The sequence below is a fragment of the Aeromonas sp. LsrichE-8G genome, from assembly GCF_022869435.1.
Lineage (GTDB): Bacteria > Pseudomonadota > Gammaproteobacteria > Enterobacterales > Aeromonadaceae > Aeromonas > Aeromonas caviae.
In genome coordinates this window covers 1-21,723 of the sequence record NZ_JALIHH010000070.1, presented here as the reverse complement: position 1 = coordinate 21,723, position 21,723 = coordinate 1, and the positions used below count along the sequence as shown (strand labels likewise).

The following is a 21,723-nucleotide window of genomic DNA, read 5'->3' as shown; positions in this document are numbered from 1 at the left end:
GCCCCTTTGTCACAACCCATCACCCGTCAGGTGCCGGCATCGTCTCGCTTGCGGTGCACATCGGGCCGCCCGCCGGTGACCACATCGGCACGCCCCTCTTCCTTGGCTTTTTCCGCACGCTTCTTGCGCATCTCCTTGGGGTCGGCGATGAGAGGGCGGTAGATCTCGATGCGATCCCCCTCCTGCACCGGCTCTGCGCCCTTAACCGGACGGCTGTAGATACCGAACTTGTTGACCGACAGGTCGATCTCCGGGTGCTTTTGCAGGATGCCGGATTGTTCGATGGCCGCCAGCACGCTGGTCTCGGGCGCGACCCGGATGCACAGCACCGTCTGCCGCTCGGGCAGGGCATAGGCCACTTCGATATTGAGGAGCTCAGACACCGTAAACCACCTTGGCACGATTGGAGAAGGCAAGCACCATGGAGCTCACCAGCTCGCGGAAGATCTGGCCAAAGGCCAGCTCAATGAGCTTGGAGGTGAACTCGAAGTCGAGATCGAACTCCACCTTGCAAGCATCCACGTCCAGGGGCGTGAAGGTCCACCAACCCGCCAGCTTGCTGAAAGGCCCCTCCACCAGCTCCATCTTGATGGTGCGATTGGCATCAAGCTGGTTGCGCGTGGTAAAGGTCTTGGCGATACCTGCCTTGGCCACATCGACCGAGGCCATCATGTAGTCTTCACCTGACTCATGAACACGGCTGCCGACACAGCCGGGCAGGAACTCAGGATAGGCATCAACATCATTGACCAGCCGGAACATCTGTTCCGCGCTGAACATCACCAGGGCACTGCGAGTAATACGGGGCATGGGTTTTCCTCATCCAATCGGCCCGATTTTATCACCTTGTCAGCCAAAATCACCGCCGAAACTGTTCGCGGGTCACCAAGCAGGGCAATTGCACACTTTCCGGCCAGTGTGGCCTGCTCTCGCCCCGCCCTTCCCTCAAAATCGTCATCGAACTGCTCACAAAGCCGCCACTCGGAGCGCTGTGCGTTTTACAGCCGCCGCCACCCACGTATAATGCGCCTTCCTAAACATTGCCTAAGGCCCCCGTCATGAGCAAAAAGAACAGTAAAAACAAAGCCGGGTCCAGCACCATTGCACTCAACAGAACCGCCCGTCACGAGTACTTCATCGAAGAGCGCGTGGAAGCCGGCCTGTCCCTGCAAGGGTGGGAAGTGAAGTCCCTGCGGGCGGGCAAGGCCAACATCAGCGAAGCCTATGTCATCTTCATGCAGGGAGAAGCCTTCCTGTTCGGCTCCAGCTTCCTGCCGCTGAACGCCGCCTCCAGCCACGTGGTGTGCGATCCGACCCGTACCCGCAAATTGCTGCTCAGTCGCCGTGAACTCGACAAGCTCGAGAGCCTGACCGCTCGTCAGGGCTACACCATAGTGCCGCTGGCCCTCTACTGGAAAGCGTGCTGGGTCAAGGTCGAGATCGGCCTGGTGAAAGGCAAGAAGGAGCACGACAAGCGGGAAGACACCAAGGCCCGGGAATGGGACCGTGAGAAGGCCCGCATCATGAAGAACAAGCACCGCGGTTGATTGTGCGCCGCCGGCCCCCATGCGGCGACCAATAAACCAGCAATCGACCGGCCAAGGCCGGTCGATTGCCATCAACGCCTTGCCATGACAGGATTTTTGCGTACAATCCCTTTTGACAACTTGGGGCTGATTCTGGATTCGACAAGATTCACGAAACCCAAGGTGCATGCCGAGGTGCGGTAGGCCTCGTTAATAAACCGCAAAAAAATAGTCGCAAACGACGAAAACTACGCACTCGCAGCTTAATAACCTGCGCTGAGCCCTTCTCCCCTAGCTTGCCTGTGTCCTAGGGAAATGGAAGGTCATCCTTCACAGGATCGTGTGGAAGTCCTGCTCGGGGCGGAAGCATTAAAACCAATCGAGCTAGTCAATGCGTGGCGTGTCTCTCCGCAGCGTGTTGGCGAATGTAAAGAGTGACTAAGCATGTAGTACCGAGGATGTAGTAATTTTGGACGGGGGTTCAAATCCCCCCAGCTCCACCAATTTAACTAGGACACCGACAGGACAAACCCAGAAAAAACAGCCACTTAGCAAAAACATAGCGACAGTGACTGGACCAAAACTGGAATCGAAATGATCCACTGGTGATCCAAGAGCAAGAAAGCCTGCAGAAATGCAGGCTTTTTTCTTTTCTGCTATCCAGGCATAGAAAAGCCCGCACAGTGGCGGGCCAATCCGAATCCTTCCGCGTCACGCTGACGCGGTGGCTTCATCGCGTAGTTTTTCCAGAATGCTCGCGATCTTTCTCTCCTCCTCAGGCGCCAGGTCCAGCGTCTCAACAAACTCTTCCAGTTCGCTTAGTAGTGATTCCATCCGATTTCCCCCTTGCTCTCCCAGTCTCTCGACTGTGAAACACTGTATACCCATACAGTACACTTCTTGAATTTATCATTTTCGGACTGATTTGGGTATTGAAAATGGGGCCGCAGCCCCATCAGTTTCATTCAGCCCTGTCAGGCATCATGCGCTGGATCCTGTCAACAAGCGCCCTGCGCTCCTCAGGGCAGAGGTCGATAACCTCCAACTCCCCCAACAGTGCATTCAACTCAACTTGCAGTTGGGCGGCGCTCATGCAGCACCCCCAACTTCCAGCGCAGTGATGATCTCGCCAATGGCCTTCATGCCTGCATCGTTGTAGCGGAATGACTCCACCTGCTTGGGCGAGTTGGGCGATTTGTCGAGAAACACCTTGCCGTATTGCTCGGTTTTCAGGTTGTGCTCGTTGGCGATGCGCCCCACCTTGTTGGCGCTGATACCAAACCGCTCACCCACTTCTCCGGCGGTGTAGTAACGCTCAGTCAGCACCGGAAGAGGAAGGATGTTGTCACCAACCACCGTGTTGACGGCCGTCGCCATCGCAGTTTGCCTTGCCTCCTGGCTCAGGTTTGGCATGACCGAGAGCGCCACCGTAATGGCATCTGCGGTCATCTTGATCGCCCGTGCCTGACGGTATTCCGGCAAGTAGGACTTGGCAGCCTTCCTGACGGATTGGCGATCGGCCTTACCGGTGGTCCAGTATTGCCACAGCACTTCGTCGCACTCTTCCTGATAGGCCACCACCTTCTCGCGGATCTCGGGGGAGACCTTGCCAGGCTGAACCGAGTAGAGCCAGGCAGGAAGCTTGCGGAGTGGAAGGCAAGTCATTGTCTGATTGCCACCGGCTGAAGGTATGGTCATTTCGACCATACCTTTGAACTTTGCTGTCATTTTGCGGTGCTGGGTTTTCCAGTCCAGCCCCATCCCCTCAACCACTGGCTTCATCGGTACATAGGGGTCGCCATCGTGCTCGACCAGATAGAGGTTGTCGCCATGGAACGGCACGACCATGGACTGATTCGCGGCCCTGCCAATAACTTTGGTTTGCTGATACTGTTGTTGTATAGTCATACCGTAGTCCTTAACGTAGTGGTTTTGGTTTACATCCTCGGCCTTGGCGGTTGCAGCCGCTTTGGCCGAATTCTTTCTGGCATCAGGCCAGCTTCCCTTCATTTTTCAGCACCTCCTTCAAGCGCTGCACAATCTCGGCATTCATCGAGCGGCCATTCTCTTTTGCTAGCACCTTGATCTGATCGCGAAAGCCGGGCGGCAGCCGCACCATAAACTTGTCCCAATCACGCATTGTTACCCCCTGCGCTGTCCTGCTCCATGGTGCGAACCAGTCGCGCCATCAGCTCGGCATTCACCGAGCGGAAATTTTTCTCCGCCTGCTCTTTCAGGTAAGTGAGCACCTCTTCCGGGATGCGGAACTTGGTCTGCTTGGTTTCTCTGGTCACTTTCACTGGGCACTCTCCAATAGAACCGTTTTGGTTCCATTGAATGATATGGACCATTGTGGTTGTATGTCAAAAAGTTTTTGAAAAGTTTTTTGAGGCCCAAATTATGCCCCAGTTCAAGCTGAGGATTGACGATGACCTACACGCGGCAATCAAGCTGTCTTCAGAACAACACAACCGTTCGGTGAATAGCGAAATAGCACACCACCTGCGGGCCGCAATGACGGCTGCCGGTTACCTGTCAGTAACAGGCGGGGGTGACATTAACAACGTTATCGCTGGTACACTGCCACCCGGAACTGTCCTCACACCTCACGAGATTGACAAGGATGATCCTCGCTATACCCCTTACGTTCGGCGCGAGGAAATACAGGAAGTGCTGGACTACATCAGGCAGGAAATGAAAAACAAGAAGAGCTGATGTGATCTTGGTCGCTGACGTGTAGGCTCAAACGATTCAGAATTGAATTTTGCTGATAGGAAAAGGAGAGTCTTGATGCGCAATGCAATTTTCGCGGCCTTGTTGGTGGTTTCCACCGTAGCCAACGCTGAATGTATTGGTTCTGGCAGTCTGAAAACCTGCTATGACGACCAAGGAAACACCTACGATGTGCAGCGTTTGGGGGATACCACATATGTTAACGGTCACAACTCCAGAACCGGTTCACGCTGGAGCCAAGAAAGTCAGCGTATTGGCAGTAGTACGTTCACCAACGGTCGTGATGCAGATGGTAATTCCTGGAACAGCACCTCAACGAGGATCGGCAATTCAACTATCACGAATGGCATCGACAGTGATGGGAATGCTTTCAGTCAGACCTGTAACGAATATGGCTGCTACTAGCCATTCACCAAACTGATATCAACACATTCAATGCAAATCCAACCAGAGCAATAAAAAAGCTGAATGCCATAAAGTCATCCAGATCGCTCCGGCTGGATTTGCTGAAACACCAGCATCCTGCTGCAAAAGGAATAAGTGCCAGGGTGAAGCTGAAACTGAACGCTTTCAGCGCCACCACCATCATTATCAGAGCAAACAGTATCCACATGGTCAGGGCCCTCTGCGATAAAGGCCCCAGATTACCCCTATCACGGAGGCTCAGCCAGGGCCGCCATTCCCCCTTACTCCCAGTTCGCCTTGTTCTTGTTTACCGCCTGATACACTAGGTCATTACGGCGGGCCAGCATCTCATCGATGCGCCGGCGCTTCTCTTCTGCTGTCATTTTGCGGTCGCGCTGGATCAGCTCGATCTTGTTGCGCACCACCCGGACCTGCTGCTGAGTGCGGCTCAGGCTGCGGCGCGACTTCAGGATCCCGCCCTGCTCTTCCAGTAGCTCGTTTGCCTTGTCGGTCAGCCCTTCGCTGCGGTACTGGTCAACGGTGCGTTTGAGCTGATTCACCTCGTTCAGCATCCGGTAGAACTCCTCCATGTGCTGGGTGGACTTTGCAGGGCCAGTGCCGCGATACACCGCTTTCACAAGCGGGATCTCGTCGGCGCGCCAGCTTGCTGACTCACCAGGGCGCGAAGCCCGGATAAGCCCGTCAGCGGCAGCCATCACATAGCTGCCCATGGTGCCCGTGTAGCCGATCAGCAGGTGCTCCAGCTTTTTGGGTGACATACCCAGGGTTTCGCCAAGCTCACGCATCATCAGACTGGTCTGCTCGTTGTAGCGAGCCTCCGCCTGCACTGCGAGGTCCTGCGCGTTCTCGATGGGGATGCCACGGAAGGCATCGTAGTTGAAGTAGGATTCCACCAACGGCTTGACGATCTGCGGCGTGGGGTTGAGCGCGAACGTTTCACCGACCGCCCTGGCTATCGCCTTGCCGAGTTGCGCGCCAGTGTCCTTCCCGCCCATGGCGCGCACCATGCGCTCCGGGATGGTGCCGAACAACACCCCAATCTCGAACGGCTTGGGGATCCGGAAGTGCTGATCGCCGACAAAGAAGTGCCAGTTGGCATCCTTGTCCCAATCCGGCAGCTCTTCGTATCGCTCATCGTCCCAGTTGGCGGCCAGCAGAGCCAGGCTCGCAGCCGTGATCATGCCTGCACGTTTGGCGATGGCGCGCGGGTTGTCTCGCAGTTCGCGGGTCAGCTTGCCTAGACCTTGCACCCGGGCATTGAAGAACGGCAGCAGTTGGGTCATGACCTGCATGGTGCGTGAGGCACCCAGCATGGAGAAATCCATCAGGTCCTTCGACTCGAACGCCGCCTGGGCGTGGCTCTTGCCAGCCTTGATGGCTGCGGCATAGACCGCCTCGCGGTTGGCATTCTCGAAAGCCTCGCCATAGCGGTTGTACTTCTCCCACACATTGGCAACCACGCCCTTTGCCTGAGCGGCGTTGCGGATAATGCTCTTTTCGTAGCGGGCGATTTGCTCGGGCGTCATCCCCTTGCGTCGCAGCGACTTACGCACGGTATCGGCCATCGCCTCTGGGTCATTGCCATTCACGTAGCCGCCCAGGAAGGAGGCTCCGCTGAACATCACATCAATGGTACTGCCGTCCATCGCCAGGGTCTTTTTCACCCCCTTGATGGAGTCGATCACCGGCCTGAAGCCGTCTTTGCTGATCGCCCAGCTGGAGAGTGAGTCGCGCAGGAAGTTGCGCAGCATGAATTCGGGAGATGCAGTGACCCCAGCAGTAAGCAGGCGCTTGGCCTTGGCCGCCACATTGACCATGGCGCCGAACGGCTTGCGGTCGAAGAAGGTCATAGCGCGATAGAGGTCCGGATCCTCAACCCGGATCATGTAGTCCTCCCCCTCCAGCTTGACCATGATCCTGTCTTTGCCATTGGCAAGGGCCTGGTAATCCATCTTGTTTGGCTTCGGAATGACCTCGATGATGCCGGTATCCGCCAGGTTCCAAACCGTCTTCTGGGCCGCCATGTTCTTCATGGACGCGTCGATCAGCTTGGAGGTGGAGGTGAAGATGTTCTCGAGCAGGTCGTTGGTGTTGGCCTCCCCGCCCTTGAGCTTCTTGATGCCGGAGTTCTGGTTGGCAATGCCCTTCGTCTTGAAGGGGGCGATCACGTCGCCGTCATCTGATTCACGGAAGAACGGGATGTACCATTCGCTTTCAAACTCGGCCCGCGCCTCTTTGGTGAAGAGCCCAGCTTCTTGTGCCAGGTCCAGGGTTGCGGCATTGAGGCGGTTCCAGCGGGCTTTGGCATCAAGGAATTTGGCCTCCTTGCCCTTGCCTTGCCCCTTGAGCGCCGCAATGTCATTGGCATCGAGCAGGTTCTCTCTGCCCTGCGCCATCAGCAGTTCCGCCCGGTGACCAGCCATCCAGCCAAGCCAGTTGTGCAGATCAGCTCCCAGGTCGGCAAAGATGCCCAGCAGCGCGTCTTTCTCGCCGGTACCCGCCTTGCGCTGGATCACCCCGTCATTCCACTCCGGCAGACCATAGAGCATGGTCGCCTGCATGGTGGAGGCGGCCCCCGTCGCCATCCGTGCCGCCACATAACCGGAGTCTGCGGCATCAGTAATGCCGGCAGCCTCCTCGGCGTATTTGATGGGGGCCAGCGCGTCGAGCACCTCGGTGTTGGCTTTCTTGATGACGCGATCGATCCATGAGCTGACCACGCCTCGGTCAACTTGACGGAGCTTGTTCAGGCTGGCCTTGGTCTTGTCGATGATGTCGGGCTTGGGGCCCAGGTTGAGCTTCTCCATGGCCGCATCAGCTGCGGTACTGGCCTGGCTCATCTTGATACCGCCTTTCTGGGCTGGCCGCTCGGCTTCCTGGCTGAACTTCTTCCCGCCATCCGGCCCGCTGTCGTCTGGGCCGCTACGCTGCAACTTCTTGCCCAGCCCCTCGATCAGGGAACGCGTCTCCGCGGCGGTAATGCCATCAGGTACAAAGCCGACCGCACGCAGCGCCCGGGTGACCCAGGCCACGACCCGATCCCAGCCACGGCCCCAGGCCCCCTGCTCCAATTCCGCCAGATGAGCCACCACTTCCTCGGCTTTGGTGCCGATGTCCTCGTCGGCGTAATGGGTGTTTACCCAGTCCCACACCGGCTTCATGCTGGGGTCCTTCTGGGACGCGATGAGGCGGCTCATCAGCTTGGTATATTCCCCGTCACCCAGGACGTTTGCCAGGCCATAGTGGGTCAGCACTTCATGGCGCAGGATCTCGCGCATTCGCTTGGGGTTGGCGATGGTGTCGGCGGCCACATGCAGGGTGCCGCTGTCATCATCAAAGGCGGCGCGGCGGATCAGGCCATCTTGTGCCGCCAGCCCCAGCGCCTTCTCCAGCTCTGCCTGGGTGGCGTGGATCTGCACATCAATGCCACTGGCGCCCCGGTACTGCTTGAACCACTCCTTTGTTACCAGCTCCGCCTCTTTGCGGGTCAGGTGCTTGGCTGGTTTCTCGCCCTGCGCCATGGCCTGTTTGGAGAAACGGATCCGTCCATTAATGGCATCGCTGATAATCTTGCCAGGGTTGGAGCGCGCACCCACGATGGCCACCAAGCCGTCATGGCCGGCGGCCTTCAGGCGCTGATCCTGCTCCTTCAGGGTCTTGATGAAGTTGGGTGCGTCGATCTTGCCCATGGATTGCAGGTAGCGGGCCAGCTCGGCATTCATGCTCTTGCGCAGACTGGCCAGCAGATTGGGCTGCCCGTTGCTCTGGGCGCTGGCGTAGTCGGCGATCATGCCTTTGGCCTTGCCCCATGCGTAGTTGAACGACTCTTTCCCGATCACCTCCTTCGGGCGCAGCTTCTTCAGCTCTCCGCGCAGGGCCGTGATGCGGTCTGACTGGTCTTTGTGGTGGGCGGCTTGGCGGCGGTTCTCGGCGTCCTGGGCGGCGCTGCTCTGAGCCTTGCGACCAGAACGGCCGGTGATCGCCCAGCTCGGGTTTTTGATGCCGTCGCGCATCAGCTTGCGGGCGTTGATGGCCTCCTCATTGGCCCAGGCTTGCACCTCAGCCTCGGCGGCCGCCCTCTGCTCTGCCGTGTCCAGTAGGCCGGCATCCTTCAGGTCATTGAGGATCCGCCCCACGCCGGTTCTGATGCCGCTGGCAAAGTTCACGCCCTGGCCCCGGTGGGTGGCTTGGTTGTAGAGGCGTTGCTGCTCCTCGTCGATGGTTGGAATACGGATACTTACCCCGTCCAGCTCGAGGCGCCCCTCAGTTACTCCTCCTGCGCCTTTTGCTGCGCTTGCGTCACCAGATCGCGGAACGCTTGGCGCTGCGCCGTGGTTATTCCGTGCTCCGGCGAGGCCAAAAAGATCGCCGCCGGGCTTGGGTTGGCTGGCTTTTTGCTGGTTGTAGGCGCTGATGGCCTTGAGGGTTTCATTGATCGCTGTCTCCGGGGTTGCAGGGTCCACCGCCGCGCCGAACATGTCGGCGGAAGTGGTCTTGTTGAGCATAGTCAGGATGTCGCCAACCATGCCGGTGATCGCCTTGGCACTGCGGGCGCTGGCCGCGATGGCCTGGGCCAGCAGGCTGCCCTCTGGGCTGGTGTCGCCTCCCAGCATATCAGACTGAGCGGCCATTTCTTGCAGGGACTGCCCGCTGCGCTTGGCGCGGGCGATGCTCTCCACTGCCTCGGCGAGGTAGTTGGAGATAACCTTGGCCCGCTCCGGCGAGTGCTGGCGCAACTTGGCCATGCCCACGGCGTTGTTGATCAGGGCGGTAGTGATGTTACGGCCGTCCGCGTCCACTTCGCCGGTGGCCGCATCCAGCAGCCGCTGGTTGTCGTAGCCGTAGGCGAAGATGGCCGCCGTCACCCGCTTGCGGTAGGCATCATTCCACTGCCCGTCCCGGCTCACATAGCTGTTGCTCTGGTTCTCGCCGATGGCAGACAGGAACGCCTGGAGGAATCGGTTGTTCTGGCTCGCCAGTACGTCGCCCCCCTCAGGGATGTTGAGCAGATCCAGCATGTCGTCGGTCAGCTTGCCCGCGTCGGCGCCGGCATCCTCGGCGGCACTGTTCGCCATCTTGGCGTCGGTGTTGGAGTCCACCACGAAGTCACGCAGTTGGTCGTCGGTCATGGTGGTGATCCGCTCGCGCACCAGTACGGGCTGCTTCATGGCGCCGATCACGGCCGGGTCGATCCCGAAGTCGGCCGCATTGGCCTCGATGTAGCGGCGGTAAGCGTCGGCGTCACCGCGCTGGTAAGCCTGCCTCAGCCCGATAGAGCGACCGTTTCCACTCTCGACAATGCCGTCACGCACAATCGGCGCGCCCCGGTCGGTCTCCGGGCTGGCGGCCAGGCGTGCCCCGTCCGGCGCGGCGGCGATCTGCCCCACCTGTACCCGATAGGTTTGCTTGCTGCGGTCGCGCGGCTGCAATTGCTGCGGGTAGTCGTGGTTGAGATTGCCCTCAAAGTCGTGAGACGCCACCAGATCGGCAGCCTCCATCACCCGGTATTGCACCTCGACGCTCTGCCCCTTGGGGGTGGCGACCGTCACCCGCTTACCCTCTGGTGACGGCAGCGGCTTGGCCTCATTGGCGGGCTTGTCGATGACAAATATCTTGGTGCGTACATCGGTGGGGTTGAGCGACGCCTTGAATGACCCCTCCGGCATCGCCTGCTCACTGCCTCCCAGCCCGTCAAACCACTCACGGAAGGCTTTGTTCTTGTTGTTTTGGCGATCCCCGGCGGTGGCGGACACAATGGCCACCAATCGCCCGCCCGGCTTGAGGTGGTCATAAGCATGGCGCACATGGTCAACATCCATGTCATTGGAGAATGGCGGGTTCATCACCACGGCGTCATAAGACTGGGCCGGGGTGGTGGCCATAAAGTCGCTACCCACCAGACCAAACCCTTTCGCCTGCAATATCTCGCGCAGGTCGCCAGCCAGCTCCACCGCATCGACCTTGGCCCCGGCAGCGCGCGCCGCCTCGGCCAACATGCCATGTCCGGCGGACGGCTCCAGCACCGTCATGCCCGGCTCAATCCCGGCCAGCGCCACCAGATCGGCGGCGTGACTTTCAGGGGTCGGGAAGAAGTCGATAAAGGCATTACGGTTACCGACCAGCTTGCGCTTGAGCGCGACCATCTTCTCGGCCAAGGGGTCGCGCGGCACGGCCTGCTTTTTCAACCCGGCTTGCAGGCGGGCCAGCTCACGCAGGGCGGCGCGCAACTCGGTATGATTGGTAATGCCCATTCGCTCCAGGCGGCTGTAGCCGCCAATCTGCTCCTTGACCGCCTTGGCGTCGTAGTCGCTGACCCCGCTGGTGTAGGCTTTGAGTTTGGCGATAAGCTCAGGATCGGTAATGGAAACCGTCTTGCTGTCACGATTGATCGCCGCATTGACCAGCGCCATGATCTTGGCCCCGGCCTGCTTGAAGCCGCTTGCCCCTTGCATCTTGGTTGCCACATCTTTGAGGTTGCGGGCGAAGTAATCCATGCCGGGCATTTGCGCCCCTTCTGCCATCATCTCCGGGGTGGCCTTGGCAGACCAACGTTCCCGGCCATCCTCGGTGCGCTCAATCATCCCCTGACTGGTCAGCGCCTCGCGGCGAGCTGGCGGCAAATTCCACAAGCTGCGGCTTAGCGCGTGGTTTAGCTCGGTCAACTGGGTGCCGTTAGCCAGGTTGCGCAGGTAAGTCACCTCGCCAGACTCAATCCCATCGGCAATGGCATCGAGCAACCCGGCAAAGTGCAACTCACTTTCAGCATTGGCGCGGGCGTTGGCGGCCTCGGTCATGCGCTTGTTGGTGTTCTCCTTGCGCTCGGCATTGAGTGCGGCGGTGGCCTTGTCACGCAATGTCTTGGCACGGGTGCGCAGGGTCTCGACCTGCTTGCTCTTGCTGTTGTCTTGGTCGGGGTCGGTTACCTCGGTGGGGGCTGCCTCGGCAGACGGGGCTGCACTGGCAGCCCCCTGACCGGTCAACCAACCACGAAACTCGGTGGCCTTGGCCTCATCCTTGAACTGAAAGCCCGGCACGGCGCCACCGACCTTGTAAGAGGAATACCAGCCGCCCAGCTTTTTGGCGTGCGCGTTGATCTGGTTATAGGTGTCGCGGTCAACCCGGTCGCCCATTTGCACCACAAAGAGGTCTTCCCCGCTCTTGGTGTGCTTGGTTTTGATAATGTCGCCGCTGGCGGTCGGGGTCACGGCGGTGGCAGCCTTCACCTCGTTGGCCTGATCCCGCTTGTCCAGATTGCTGGCGGCGATCAAATCCTCATAGCGGGCGCGCTGCTCAGGGGTCAGCTTGTCCAGCGAGCGGTATTTCAGGAAGGTCTTGAACTGCTCAAGGGTCTGCGGGTCGCGCAGCGCCTCCTTGGTGGCGGCCAACTCGGCATCGCGCTTGGCCACGTCCGCCCGCTGCTTGTTGACGAACTGCTGATACCGCTCAGGGGTTAGGCCATCCAGCGCCTTGGCTACTCGCTCTTCGATACTCTGTCTGGCGCCGCCGATGGCATAGGTCTCGCTGATGGTATTGCCATCACCATTGGCAGCCCAGCGCAGATCACCGATCAGCTGGTTGTATGCGGCCTCGACCACGACGGCCTTTTTGTCATTTTTGTAGCGGGCAGCATTGAAGCGGCTCATCTGATCAAGCAAATCCTGCTTGGTTTTCTTTTCCAGCTCAGCCCGCAGGGAGGGGGCGTTATCCAGAGCGGAACGGCTCATCGCTTGAAATTCAGAAAACTCCATCTCGCCAGAGAACAGGCGACGCTTCGCGGCGTGGTAATCCGTTGCGCTCTTGGCGCCGCGCCAGTCGTTGGCTGGCTCGATCTGCTGCGACTTGGCTCCCGACCCCGCGGTATCGCGGTCGCGGCGCATCTTCATGTAAACGCCAAGGCGCAAGCGTTCCTCACCAACCTGGCGAGCACCTTCATTGGATACAGCAGCCCCAGTGCGGCGGCCGCCATTGCCGTTGAACTCGCCAGAGCCTGATTTTTGCAGATCGCCAACCTCGCCACCAAGTCGCTGGTACTCTGCTTCAAGCTCGGGAGTTGACATCTTTCCGTAGCGGCGATCCATTTCACTAAACAGCTCTGCGTCTGCCTGTGCGAACCGCTCATCCCTGGTGGGCACTGGCTCGCCTTTGGATACTGCCTTGCGGTATGCCTCCTCGGCACGCTCAATGGCGGCCTCCTTGGTGTTGGCAGTAAACCAGCCTGCGCCTACTGCAGAACGATACTTCCAGTGCCCGCCATGCTCTTTTAGCAGGTCGCGATCTCGCAGCTCTTCCTCGCCAATACGGCCAGAAACAGCAGCCCCGGCATCAGGGGCCGGGGCTGTCAGTGCTTGGTCATCTTGCTGCTGTCCATTAGGTACAGGTGAAGCAGGAGTGTTGTCTGCCGGATATCCGGATCCAGCTCGGTCGGCGAGTCCGGCAATGGCTGGTCCAGCGCCTGCTGCAGCCGTTTCGCCTGCGCTAGGCTGATCGCCTTGTCGTTCACGGCCGATTGCAGGTACTGGGGTAACTGGCTCATTGCTCACCTCTGCCTGTGGTTGGTTGACGGGGATCACCTCGCGGTATCCAGTATCGATAGCAGGTGCTAGTTGGCTGGCCTCGGCCTGCATTGATGGTTTAATTGTGCTTGTGGTTTCACCTAATACCAGGGCCTTTAGTTTTGCTTTAAGCTCTGCGCGTTTTGGGTCATTGAGTTCCAGCTTTCCCATTTCATCTAGAATGGAAGCAGCCTCTGCTGTTTGTTCTTTAGAGGAAGGTCTCCAAACCCTCTCCTTACTGCTTTGGTCGTTAAAGACCACGTTATCCGCATCCAAGAGGTTCCCATCCTTCCCAACATAGAAGGTGGCTGCCGAACCACTTGGCAGGCGCTTTTCTAAAATCGGAGTCCCGTTCTCCGCCCCTGCAGTGTTTGTAGTGGTAACTCGATACTTTTCACCCTTGTATGGGCCAGTCTTAAAGCCATTACCAACATCACTGCCTGGTGCTTCATTGCTGTCGTGCTTGACTTGGCTGGCCTCGGCTTGCGCCGGTGCTTGACTGGCTTGCACCCGCTCCAGTTCTGCCTTATCCACCACACCAAAGCCACCGGCCGGCAGTGCAATAGGCGTTTCAGTCTTGCGGCTGGCCATGGCAGCCTCTTTCTCGGTTGCGAACGGCTTGCCCTTGCGGGTGATGCGCAACGACTTGAGCGGGCTAAACACCGAATCTGTGGCGCTGCCTGCCTGCTCGATGGACTGCGCCACCGGGCTGCGCGGATCGCGGGTGGACTGCTCGCCCATGCTGGTATCGACCTGATCCCGTGACAGCCTGGGCGGGGTATAGGCGCTATTGCGCGGGTCAGCGCCCGGTGTGCCCCCGGCAAAGAGGGTCTCTGACTGACCGATCTGCAGGGGCTGGTTGTTCAGCTCGCGCTCACGGCGGGCCAGATCGGCGGCCCGTTGCTGCTCGGCGCGCAAGTCATTGCCATAGACCACATTGCGGTGCGGCAACTCGTTACCCACCTCGCGGGCCTCACCCTCAATCACCGCGCCCGGCAGCTCGCCAGCGGGCTTGGTGGAAGATGCCTCTGGCGGCAACACATCCCCCTCCTGCCCGCTCTGCCAGCGGGTACGCTCACCACCTCGGAATTGCGGGCCGGGGCCAGCCTGTTGGTCATCGTGATCCCCAGGTGCGGCCACTGCCTCCCCCTTGGGTTTAGCATTGGCATCGCCCGCAAAGATCACATCCTTGAGCGGCAGGGCTAGGCGCTGGTTCTCCATGGCTACCTGCTGGGCGCTCTTGTTGCCTGCGAACGGGTCAAGCCCAAGCTCGCCAGCCTGAGCTCGCTCATAAAGGCTCTTGCCCTGATCGCCAGCCTTCATCTGGGAGGCAACCAGCTCCTGCACGGTCTGGCCGAACTCACCCGCCAAGGCGCGCTGCACCTCGCTATCAGCCGCCATCCCCTTGTAGCGATCGGCGGTATCGTCTTGACGCAGATAGGCGGGAACATCACGCAGCTCGTCAAACTGGCTGGCGCTGGGGCCGAGCGGATTCAGCTCCCCCTCGGCCTGCGAGGCGGAGGGCGCCTGCTCGCCTTCTTCCAGTGGAACAGAAGCAAAGTTCGGATCCACTGCCGGACCAGCAGCGCCCTCCGTCACCGGCGCGGAAGGCTCTGCAACCGGATCGGTCCCAACGCCATCTTCCTGGCTGGCATGCTTACCGCCTCGCGCCCCAGCGACAGCACCTACCGCACCACCTGTCCCCATCCCTATCAAGCCGCCCTCGATCGCGCTCGACATGACCCCCTTCATCGGGTCGATATCAGCGGCGGCCACCTCGTTGAGGGATTCGTTGACGGCGTACTGTTGGACGCCCTCTTCCAGGGTTTCACCACCCCACTCACCTACCGCCCCCTTGCCTGCCGCTTTCAGCACTCCACCGGTGGCCGCCTTGCCAGCCAGCATCTTGAACAGCATGGCGTCGCCCATCATGGAGCCCATGGCGGCAGCTCCCCACACCTTGGCGTCGCTCATGGTGGCTCGGCTGGCAACATTGGCAGTCTCCTCCCGGGCCAACGACAGCTTTTCCTCATCAGAGAGGTGTTGCGTCTGCTGATCCTGGTCGATGCGGGTGAATGCCTGGCGGAAGGTATCGCTGCGGGAAAGCTCATCAAAGCTCATGCCCAGCACGGTGTCACGAGTGTTCACCCCCGCACTGCCGACTGACCCGGTCGTACCAGTGGTGACGGCGGCGCCGGTGGCAATTTTGGACACGGCCTTGGCGGCGACCGCTTCGGCTACCTCCTGGGTCGCGCCACGCTTGATCATGGATGCAGTGACAGCCCGGCCGATAGAGGCTTTTGCGGCCACCCCAGTCACCCCGCCAGCGGCGAGTGTCGGTAGCAAAGAGCCAACGCCCTGCGCCATTTTCATCGCCCAGACATCGATATCCCCTGCACCATCCCCCAGGGTCAACCGGCCTTCTGGCGTTTCATCGACCAGTCGGCGTCCCAGTGCCTTCTTGGCGTCAGCACTCATCCCATCATTCAGAGACTCTGCCCCAGATGCGGCCAGATCGCCTGCACCTGCGACCACATCCAGCAACGGGCTCAGCTTATTGGCCATATTGGCACGAGCCTGTTCCAGGTAGTCGCCCACCTGCTTCCCGGCATTCTCTTTGCCGAAGTTGCTTGCCTGCCGTGCCAGCTCACCAATGCCGCCCACCAGATCAAGTGCGCCAGCGCCCACCCCGCGGGCGACATCGCCCAGGCCGACATCAAGATCACGTTTGGCTACAGGCTCGGATGGTTGGGGTGTTGTGGCAGACAGGCTGCTATCGAGCGAGCTCCAGAAGGGGTCATTACGAGTGTCAGATTGTCGCGGTTGTGGCAGGGCGTCACGCAGTCCAGGTTTGTCCATGGTGTCCTCGGATTTCGAGCAAAAGAAAAGCCCCGAGCGGCGAACCGTTTGGGGCTTTTGAGATGGGGCGATCAGCATGCAGACTGATCGACGATGGAGAGATGCTAACGCTGGGGTAGGTGAAAGGCAACTATCGGCGAGCCTGGCCCAGGCTCATCGCCTGATAGGCGTTGGTCTCAGTGTCACGGAGTCGATTGGCCGTGACGGTAGCCTGCTCAGTCTGCCGCTGTTTGGCCGCCTGCTGGCGCCAAAGCTCAAAGGCCATGTTCATCTTGGCCGGGGAATCCAGCAGACTGCTCAGTTTGCCATGTTGGTTGGCCTCCTTCACGAACTGCAGGCGCTCGGGATCGCCCCCGGTCCACGCCTTGAGTGGCGCCTCCTGCTTTGGCTCATCCGTTTTTGTGGTCAGGCCGTAGGTGTCAGCCAGCGCCTCCTTGCTCTTTTCAAGCTGGGCATCCAGCGCATCGAGCTGCAGGTCTTTATCCTCCGCATTGCTGGAGGAGATCCGGGCACGGTTCTGGCCGTGCTGCTTCTCAAGGTCAGCAACAGCCTTCTTGTATCCCGCCTGATCCGGGCCTGCCGTCAGGCCAAGCGATGCGCGCAGCTGGTCGGCATTGCCGATCATGTGCTTGGCCAGGGCCGCCCGCTGGTAGGCTGGCTTCAGGAAGTCGTTGATGGGGATCACCTTGGGTTGATCGTCAGGCGCCGAGGTGCGGTTATTGGTGACCGGACGAACGGCCTTACTGCCATCGTCATAGGTGACCTCCACCCCCAACACTACGCCACGCCCGTCCGGGGTGATCATGATGTTGTTCAGCTGCTTGCCGGTGATGGTCTTGCCGCTCTCAGGGTCAATGTCGCCGACCCCTTTACTGACTTCATCCTGGTAGAGGGTGCCGGCCGCCTTGATGAAGTCAGGGTTATTGACGGCAGCGTGCCCATCGGGTGTGGTCGGGTCGAGTTTTCCTTCCTGAGCCTGGCGCATCAGATTGCCAGCATGGGTGACAAAGGTCTTGCCCGCCTCGGCATAATCCTGCTGCAGGTAGCGCTCCGGGTTAAAGGAGCCAGCCCGCGGATCCCGCACCACGTTCCAGAACTGCTGGCCCGGGTCTTTACCCTCCGCCACAGCTTGCCAGCCAGACTGGATGATGGGCAGGTTCTCCTGTTGGTATGCTTGCTTCTCCCTGTCCTTTACCTGCCAGTCATTCTCTTGTTTGGCCCTCCCCTCCGCAGCCTGAGCGAGCACCAAGTTGGCATTGCGGTAAGCCCGCAGGCTATCCGCATCTTTCCGTTTGAGATCAAACTCCTGCCCCCACTGATCATTCGTCACTTTTTGCTGATCAACCCGGTTGTCAAACTCGGCTTGCCGCAAAGAGAAGTCCCGATTTGAATTTGCTGTGTTCTGCTTGAACATCGCATCCCGCAGGCTCATTTCACGTTCAGCGCGCTCGTCTGCCTTCTGGCCGCGCTGATAGTTATCCATGGTGTTGAAGCCAGCCAGAAAACCTTCAGCCAATCCCGATACGCTCATCATGCCTCCTTAAAACAAGCTGTCTGCCAGAAAACCAACCCCAGCACCTGCCAGTGCGCCCAGAGGGCCACCGAGTGAACCCGCCATGCCCAACATGGCGCCCATCGATGCGCCAGTGCCGATGGTGCTCAGGGTTTGCCCCTTGCGAGCGGTCTTGAGACTCTTGTTGGCAGCCTCCATCTCCGACTCTCTGTTGGCCGCATCACGCAACCCTGCCATACCCTGCTGGCGCGTCTGGGCGCCAATATCCAAAATGCCGTACCCCATCACATACCTCCACCAGTTTTGATTGCCTCACGCAGGCCGGCATCGGCGCCGGTCAAGACCCCCATCTGGCGTGCCTGCTCCTGCTCGCGCAGGCCGTTCTCGGTGCCTGCCGTCATCAGCGCCATGCGCAGCCCCTGGCTGTTATCATCGGCATTGCTGCTGGTGCTCACCCCCATCCGCGCATTGCGGTTGGCCGTAGCCTGCTGGGCAGAACGCAGGGCGTTGGCGTTGTTCTCATCCACCCGGCCGAGCTGCTCCTGCAGCAACTGGTCGTTGGTGGCCAGCTCCATAAGCTCCTTCTGCTTCGGGTAGAAGCGGTCTTTCCAGTCCTGGTAGCTCTCGCGAGTGATCTGTGCATATGTATCTGCGGCGTATCCCATCGTTTACCCCTTAATAGCCCTTGCCTTGCAGCACGCTGGCTGTCGGGCTGATTTTCTTGATCTCCGTTGCAGCCGGCGCTTTCAGGCTGGCCAGCCCATACGCCGTGCCAGCTCCAGCCAACGTACCAACCAAACCAGCCGTCGCCTGCTGGCTTTGGTAAGAGCTCTGTGCATCACTGGTTGCCTTGCTCAAGCTGGTTGTGGCCACATCACCAAAACCAGCCAGCGATTCAGCCTTCTGCCCTGCGCCAATGCTCACCACATCCTTGAGCCCAGCAACATACTTGTCCTGCTGGCTGGACTGTGCGCGGTTGGCGGTATCGGTCTGGCTCAATGCCTGGTCGGTTGCAAGACCTTTCATAGTCTCCTGGTACCTGCCGCTGGTTGGATCTACTCCACTGGCCGCCATGGAGTCAGCCAGCCCGGCGCGCGCCTCACCAAAGGATTGAGCAGTGCCAAGCGCTGCCGTGCCTGCCAGTTTGTCGAACTCCCCCTCGTTGTTGAGGTCATCCACCTTGTCCATGAAGATGTCCTCATACGGCTGCAGCTCGTTTTTATAGAGCTGCCACTGCTCCATGGCCACACTGGCCGCGGCCTTCTGGGCTTCCGTCTCCTGAATTTCGTTAGAGCCACCCTTGCCCATCGCTCACCTCACAAGTTGATCTGAAACACATAGAGCCCATCAGCATCATCCGGCTGACGGACCCATCCCATTCTTGGCGCAACCTTGAGCCACCCCTTACGCGCCGAGTGGAAGCGCAGCCAGCGTGCCCCAATCAGGCGTGCCAGGCGCTTCACTTCCGGCAGGTGTCGCTCCGGCGCACCACCATCCCCCCATCCAACCCACACCAGGACCCCGGTAATGCCCTGCTCCACCACCGGTTTCAGCACAAAGCCATCCGCGCCGCGCACAAACAAAAACGCCACCCGATTTCGGATGGCGTCTTGCAGTTCGGCGGGTAGCCTGGGATTACCTGTGTCGCTTGTGATTCTGTTAATTGCCTTACTCATGACAATGCCATCAGCCAGACCGCCCGATCGGTGTCATTGTATTCAGGGCCAAGATCACTAACGTTGCCTGATGTGCTTGTAGCAAACGATATCGTTGCACTAGTGTTGGCCGGAATTTTAATAAACGGCTGAATTGATACAGCTATATCAACGCTACCACCGTTTGGCAGGTTGACTGTTGTTGTCTGCGTCTCAATGAGAGCCCCATTAAGGTACACATGAATGTTCAGTCCAATGGTACCTTGCCCTGATATCCGCCTGCGGTATCTGATCCCTCCCTGCACCAGTATGAGGTTTCTGGCGCGATTGTAGGCCGGCACGCTGAATGCGCCCTTATGGGTAAACATATTGGTTATATCACCGACAATCCGATTGGCATAGATGGTGCCACGCACCACACAATCCTCATCAATCGTGCAGTTACCGATAGTCATGTTTCTGACGTAGCCGCCCTCGGCATGGAGTCGGTTGGTATAGATCCCGCCATCTGCATAGATGATGGTGTGCCAACCCCACCCCCACCCCCCGTATGGCCCACCCTTACCAAAACCAGCAGCTCCGCCAGCCATAAAGGCATTGCCCATATCGATCTGACCTCCGTTGATCAACGGTGAGCTGATGCTGACCCCGGCCTTCACATAATCGGCGGTGATCTTCTCTGACTGGATGATCTGGATGGTGGCCTTTCGGATGATGGCTTCGGCGATCACCGTCTGGCCATTGTCGATGGCAAACACAGGGGCGGTGGCGTTTGGGCTGTTTGGGTTGAACACAAAAAACTGACTGGCAGACACCACGACCTGGCTGGTGCCGTCCGATTTGGCTATCAGACCAATACCAGCAGTGATTTGGCCAGCACTGGCCTTGGCCGTCCACATGGCCTGGGCCCCATTTTGCAAGTCGGCAATAGCTTGGCTCTGGAGTTGAACGGCGGCGGCATTGGCTGCAATCCTCGGGTCGTCAGTGGCAACCCAAGCAGTTCCACTGTAACGGTACGGCCTGTTGTTGTTGGCTGTGTCAAACCACAGATCACCGGTACCCATGCCGGTGCTGGGAGCAGAGGCTTGGAAAAAGGTTTTGTTCTTGCTGCCAGCGACCGCCGAGACCGTGTTGATCTGGCTACCAAGCGACTGCACGGCATTTGCCCTGGCGACCGACTCCGCCGTGATCTGGCCGGCGAGTTGCTGATCCCCCTGTTGATAGTTCGCCGTGACCTGCTGGATCTGCTGGGCCATGGCCGAATCTGCGTCAGCCCGCGCCTTCGCTTCGTTGTTGATGGCCGCACTGTTCTGGGCAACGCCCTGATTCGCCCGATCCGCAGCCTCCTGCGCTGCGGCGGCGGCCTGCGCTGCGTCGATTGCAGCCTTGTCGGTCACGGCGATCCAGCCAGAGCCACCCCATCGCTTCGGGGTGTTGATGCCGTTGCTGGTGTCAATCCAGAGGTTCTGAGCAAGCTGGTCGCTGGCGCCTGGGGCAACCGGCTGAATGATCACCTTCCCCTTCCCATTGGCAATCCCAGCCGCCTCTGCAGCATCTAGCTTTGCCTGATCCGCGCTTTCCTGAGCGCCGGATGCAGCGGCGCCCGCCGATTCAGCAGTGGCTTTCACCTGACTCAACTGCTCAGAAAGGGACTGGCTTGCCTCGGCGCTTACCCGTGACACTTCATCGATGCTGGCAGCCAGGGTCTGCTCAGCCCCCTTGAACTCTGCATCCATCGTGGACAACTGTTCAGCCAGCGCGCTATCAGCATCGCTACGCGCCCGCACTTCAGCAGCCACGGCAGCATTGGTATCCGCATTGGCCGCCTTGAACTCGGCATCAACAACGCTGATCTGTTGAGATAGAGCCTCATCCTTTGTCGCCCTGACCAACTGCTCGTTGGTGATCTGCGCCTTCAGATCTGCCGTTTCGGCATCAAACTCTGCGGTCAGTTGTTCAACTGTCCTGGCCTGCGCCTCCTGCTGATTCGCCAGCGTGCTCTGCTGTTGGAGAATGACACCGCGAGCTTTCCGGTTCTCCCGGTCACGTTCATCCCCGGTCAGGGCGCCTTCGACCAGACTGGCGGCGCCGATATCTACCTCTGACTCCAGTTTGTCCTGGCGCTGGCTTAGCGATTCTTCATTGCTGACCACCACGCGCTGCAGTTCGGTAATGCTGGCAGTGTTCTCCCCGACTTTTGCATCAGTGGCGCTGATCCGCTCACCAAGCGCTCTGTCGGCATCTGCCAGGGCCATGCTCGACTCCGACAGTGACGCAGACAGAGTGGTATCGGCGGCCTTGAATGCAGCATCGACAGTGCTGATCTGCTGGGCAAGCGCCTCATCTTTTGTTGCCCGAGCCAGCTCCTCGGCCGCAACCCTCGCTTTCGCATCCTCGAGGTCGCTGCCGAACTGCGCCTCGACCTCAGACACCCGCCTCGAGATAGCCTCATCAGCGGT

General features: G+C 59.5%; 17 protein-coding genes and 1 other RNA gene. 4 read left to right on the top strand and 14 right to left on the bottom strand.

Annotated elements, in window-relative coordinates; genetic code table 11:
• Window positions 1-26 precede the first annotated feature (26 nt).
• Both MUW49_RS12695 and MUW49_RS12690 read right to left on the bottom strand, forming a co-directional pair.
• The gene (locus MUW49_RS12695; protein ID WP_102948158.1) at window positions 27-383 is read right to left on the bottom strand and encodes an RnfH family protein; all 357 of its coding nucleotides are present in this window, start codon (window positions 381-383) and stop codon (window positions 27-29) included.
• On the bottom strand, window positions 376-810 hold the full coding sequence (locus MUW49_RS12690) for an SRPBCC family protein (protein WP_010673974.1): 435 nt from the start codon (window positions 808-810) through the stop codon (window positions 376-378). Before MUW49_RS12690 ends, MUW49_RS12695 begins: the two co-directional genes overlap by 8 nt.
• A 248-nt stretch (window positions 811-1,058) precedes the next feature.
• Between MUW49_RS12690 and smpB the strand changes: the two genes are divergently transcribed.
• Both smpB and ssrA read left to right on the top strand, forming a co-directional pair.
• Window positions 1,059-1,547: an SsrA-binding protein SmpB gene (smpB, locus tag MUW49_RS12685; RefSeq protein ID WP_010673973.1), complete on the top strand. Its 489-nt coding sequence runs from the start codon at window positions 1,059-1,061 to the stop codon at window positions 1,545-1,547.
• Between the two features lie 122 nt (window positions 1,548-1,669).
• Window positions 1,670-2,029, top strand: a transfer-messenger RNA (tmRNA) gene (gene ssrA / locus MUW49_RS12680).
• A gap of 208 nt (window positions 2,030-2,237) precedes the next feature.
• On the opposite strand, the gene MUW49_RS21920 is transcribed toward ssrA, so the two are convergent.
• The 4 genes from MUW49_RS21920 to MUW49_RS12665 all read right to left on the bottom strand — a co-directional run bounded on the left by MUW49_RS21920 (window position 2,238) and on the right by MUW49_RS12665 (window position 3,826).
• Window positions 2,238-2,360, bottom strand: a complete 123-nt coding sequence (locus MUW49_RS21920; protein WP_280520798.1) for a hypothetical protein — start codon at window positions 2,358-2,360, stop codon at window positions 2,238-2,240.
• A 255-nt stretch (window positions 2,361-2,615) separates the two neighbouring features.
• Window positions 2,616-3,536, bottom strand: a complete 921-nt coding sequence (locus MUW49_RS12675) for a phage antirepressor N-terminal domain-containing protein (protein WP_244812856.1) — start codon at window positions 3,534-3,536, stop codon at window positions 2,616-2,618.
• On the bottom strand, window positions 3,517-3,666 hold the full coding sequence (locus tag MUW49_RS12670) for an Arc family DNA-binding protein (protein WP_202040069.1): 150 nt from the start codon (window positions 3,664-3,666) through the stop codon (window positions 3,517-3,519). Before MUW49_RS12670 ends, MUW49_RS12675 begins: the two co-directional genes overlap by 20 nt.
• A complete protein-coding gene (locus tag MUW49_RS12665) occupies window positions 3,659-3,826 on the bottom strand; it encodes an Arc family DNA-binding protein (RefSeq protein ID WP_244812855.1) in 168 nt (55 codons plus the stop codon). Before MUW49_RS12665 ends, MUW49_RS12670 begins: the two co-directional genes overlap by 8 nt.
• 37 nt (window positions 3,827-3,863) lie before the next feature.
• Between MUW49_RS12665 and MUW49_RS12660 the strand changes: the two genes are divergently transcribed.
• Window positions 3,864-4,241 (top strand): Arc family DNA-binding protein, encoded by a 378-nt coding sequence (locus tag MUW49_RS12660; protein ID WP_244812854.1) that lies wholly within the window; start codon window positions 3,864-3,866, stop codon window positions 4,239-4,241.
• Between the two features lie 75 nt (window positions 4,242-4,316).
• The gene (locus MUW49_RS12655; RefSeq protein ID WP_210557370.1) at window positions 4,317-4,664 is read left to right on the top strand and encodes a hypothetical protein; all 348 of its coding nucleotides are present in this window, start codon (window positions 4,317-4,319) and stop codon (window positions 4,662-4,664) included.
• A gap of 4 nt (window positions 4,665-4,668) precedes the next feature.
• Here the strand turns inward: MUW49_RS12655 and MUW49_RS12650 are convergent, their stop codons facing one another.
• The 8 genes from MUW49_RS12650 to MUW49_RS12615 form a co-directional block, all read right to left on the bottom strand.
• Window positions 4,669-4,872 (bottom strand): hypothetical protein, encoded by a 204-nt coding sequence (locus MUW49_RS12650; protein WP_111896606.1) that lies wholly within the window; start codon window positions 4,870-4,872, stop codon window positions 4,669-4,671.
• A gap of 73 nt (window positions 4,873-4,945) precedes the next feature.
• Window positions 4,946-16,174, bottom strand: a complete 11,229-nt coding sequence (locus MUW49_RS12645) for an LPD38 domain-containing protein (RefSeq protein WP_244812853.1) — start codon at window positions 16,172-16,174, stop codon at window positions 4,946-4,948.
• 52 nt (window positions 16,175-16,226) lie between these two features.
• On the bottom strand, window positions 16,227-17,627 hold the full coding sequence (locus tag MUW49_RS12640) for a hypothetical protein (protein WP_244812852.1): 1,401 nt from the start codon (window positions 17,625-17,627) through the stop codon (window positions 16,227-16,229).
• 9 nt (window positions 17,628-17,636) lie between these two features.
• Window positions 17,637-17,894 (bottom strand): bacteriocin, encoded by a 258-nt coding sequence (locus MUW49_RS12635; RefSeq protein WP_244812851.1) that lies wholly within the window; start codon window positions 17,892-17,894, stop codon window positions 17,637-17,639.
• On the bottom strand, window positions 17,894-18,274 hold the full coding sequence (locus tag MUW49_RS12630; RefSeq protein ID WP_244812850.1) for a hypothetical protein: 381 nt from the start codon (window positions 18,272-18,274) through the stop codon (window positions 17,894-17,896). The genes MUW49_RS12635 and MUW49_RS12630 overlap by 1 nt, the downstream gene beginning before the upstream one ends.
• A 10-nt stretch (window positions 18,275-18,284) precedes the next feature.
• Window positions 18,285-18,917: a hypothetical protein gene (locus MUW49_RS12625; RefSeq protein WP_244812849.1), complete on the bottom strand. Its 633-nt coding sequence runs from the start codon at window positions 18,915-18,917 to the stop codon at window positions 18,285-18,287.
• A gap of 8 nt (window positions 18,918-18,925) precedes the next feature.
• Window positions 18,926-19,285, bottom strand: a complete 360-nt coding sequence (locus tag MUW49_RS12620; RefSeq protein ID WP_244812848.1) for a hypothetical protein — start codon at window positions 19,283-19,285, stop codon at window positions 18,926-18,928.
• Window positions 19,282-21,723, bottom strand: a 2,442-nt coding sequence (locus MUW49_RS12615; RefSeq protein WP_244812847.1) for a DUF1983 domain-containing protein, incomplete at its 5' end; no start/stop codon positions are given. The genes MUW49_RS12615 and MUW49_RS12620, both read right to left, overlap by 4 nt.

What these genes read in the sequence shown, in the direction of transcription:
- MUW49_RS12640 (WP_244812852.1), bottom strand. Translation starts at nt 17,627, where the DNA reads ATGAGCGTATCGGGATTGGCTGAAGGTTTTCTGGCTGGCTTCAACACC.
- MUW49_RS21920 (WP_280520798.1), bottom strand. Translation starts at nt 2,360, where the DNA reads ATGGAATCACTACTAAGCGAACTGGAAGAGTTTGTTGAGACGCTGGAC.
- MUW49_RS12620 (WP_244812848.1), bottom strand. Translation starts at nt 19,285, where the DNA reads ATGAGTAAGGCAATTAACAGAATCACAAGCGACACAGGTAATCCCAGG.
- smpB (WP_010673973.1), top strand. Translation starts at nt 1,059, where the DNA reads ATGAGCAAAAAGAACAGTAAAAACAAAGCCGGGTCCAGCACCATTGCA.
- MUW49_RS12645 (WP_244812853.1), bottom strand. Translation starts at nt 16,174, where the DNA reads ATGCTGATCGCCCCATCTCAAAAGCCCCAAACGGTTCGCCGCTCGGGG.
- MUW49_RS12635 (WP_244812851.1), bottom strand. Translation starts at nt 17,894, where the DNA reads ATGGGGTACGGCATTTTGGATATTGGCGCCCAGACGCGCCAGCAGGGT.
- MUW49_RS12675 (WP_244812856.1), bottom strand. Translation starts at nt 3,536, where the DNA reads ATGAAGGGAAGCTGGCCTGATGCCAGAAAGAATTCGGCCAAAGCGGCT.
- MUW49_RS12625 (WP_244812849.1), bottom strand. Translation starts at nt 18,917, where the DNA reads ATGGGCAAGGGTGGCTCTAACGAAATTCAGGAGACGGAAGCCCAGAAG.
- MUW49_RS12670 (WP_202040069.1), bottom strand. Translation starts at nt 3,666, where the DNA reads ATGCGTGATTGGGACAAGTTTATGGTGCGGCTGCCGCCCGGCTTTCGC.
- MUW49_RS12630 (WP_244812850.1), bottom strand. Translation starts at nt 18,274, where the DNA reads ATGGGATACGCCGCAGATACATATGCACAGATCACTCGCGAGAGCTAC.
- MUW49_RS12690 (WP_010673974.1), bottom strand. Translation starts at nt 810, where the DNA reads ATGCCCCGTATTACTCGCAGTGCCCTGGTGATGTTCAGCGCGGAACAG.
- MUW49_RS12650 (WP_111896606.1), bottom strand. Translation starts at nt 4,872, where the DNA reads ATGTGGATACTGTTTGCTCTGATAATGATGGTGGTGGCGCTGAAAGCG.
- MUW49_RS12655 (WP_210557370.1), top strand. Translation starts at nt 4,317, where the DNA reads ATGCGCAATGCAATTTTCGCGGCCTTGTTGGTGGTTTCCACCGTAGCC.
- MUW49_RS12660 (WP_244812854.1), top strand. Translation starts at nt 3,864, where the DNA reads ATGATATGGACCATTGTGGTTGTATGTCAAAAAGTTTTTGAAAAGTTT.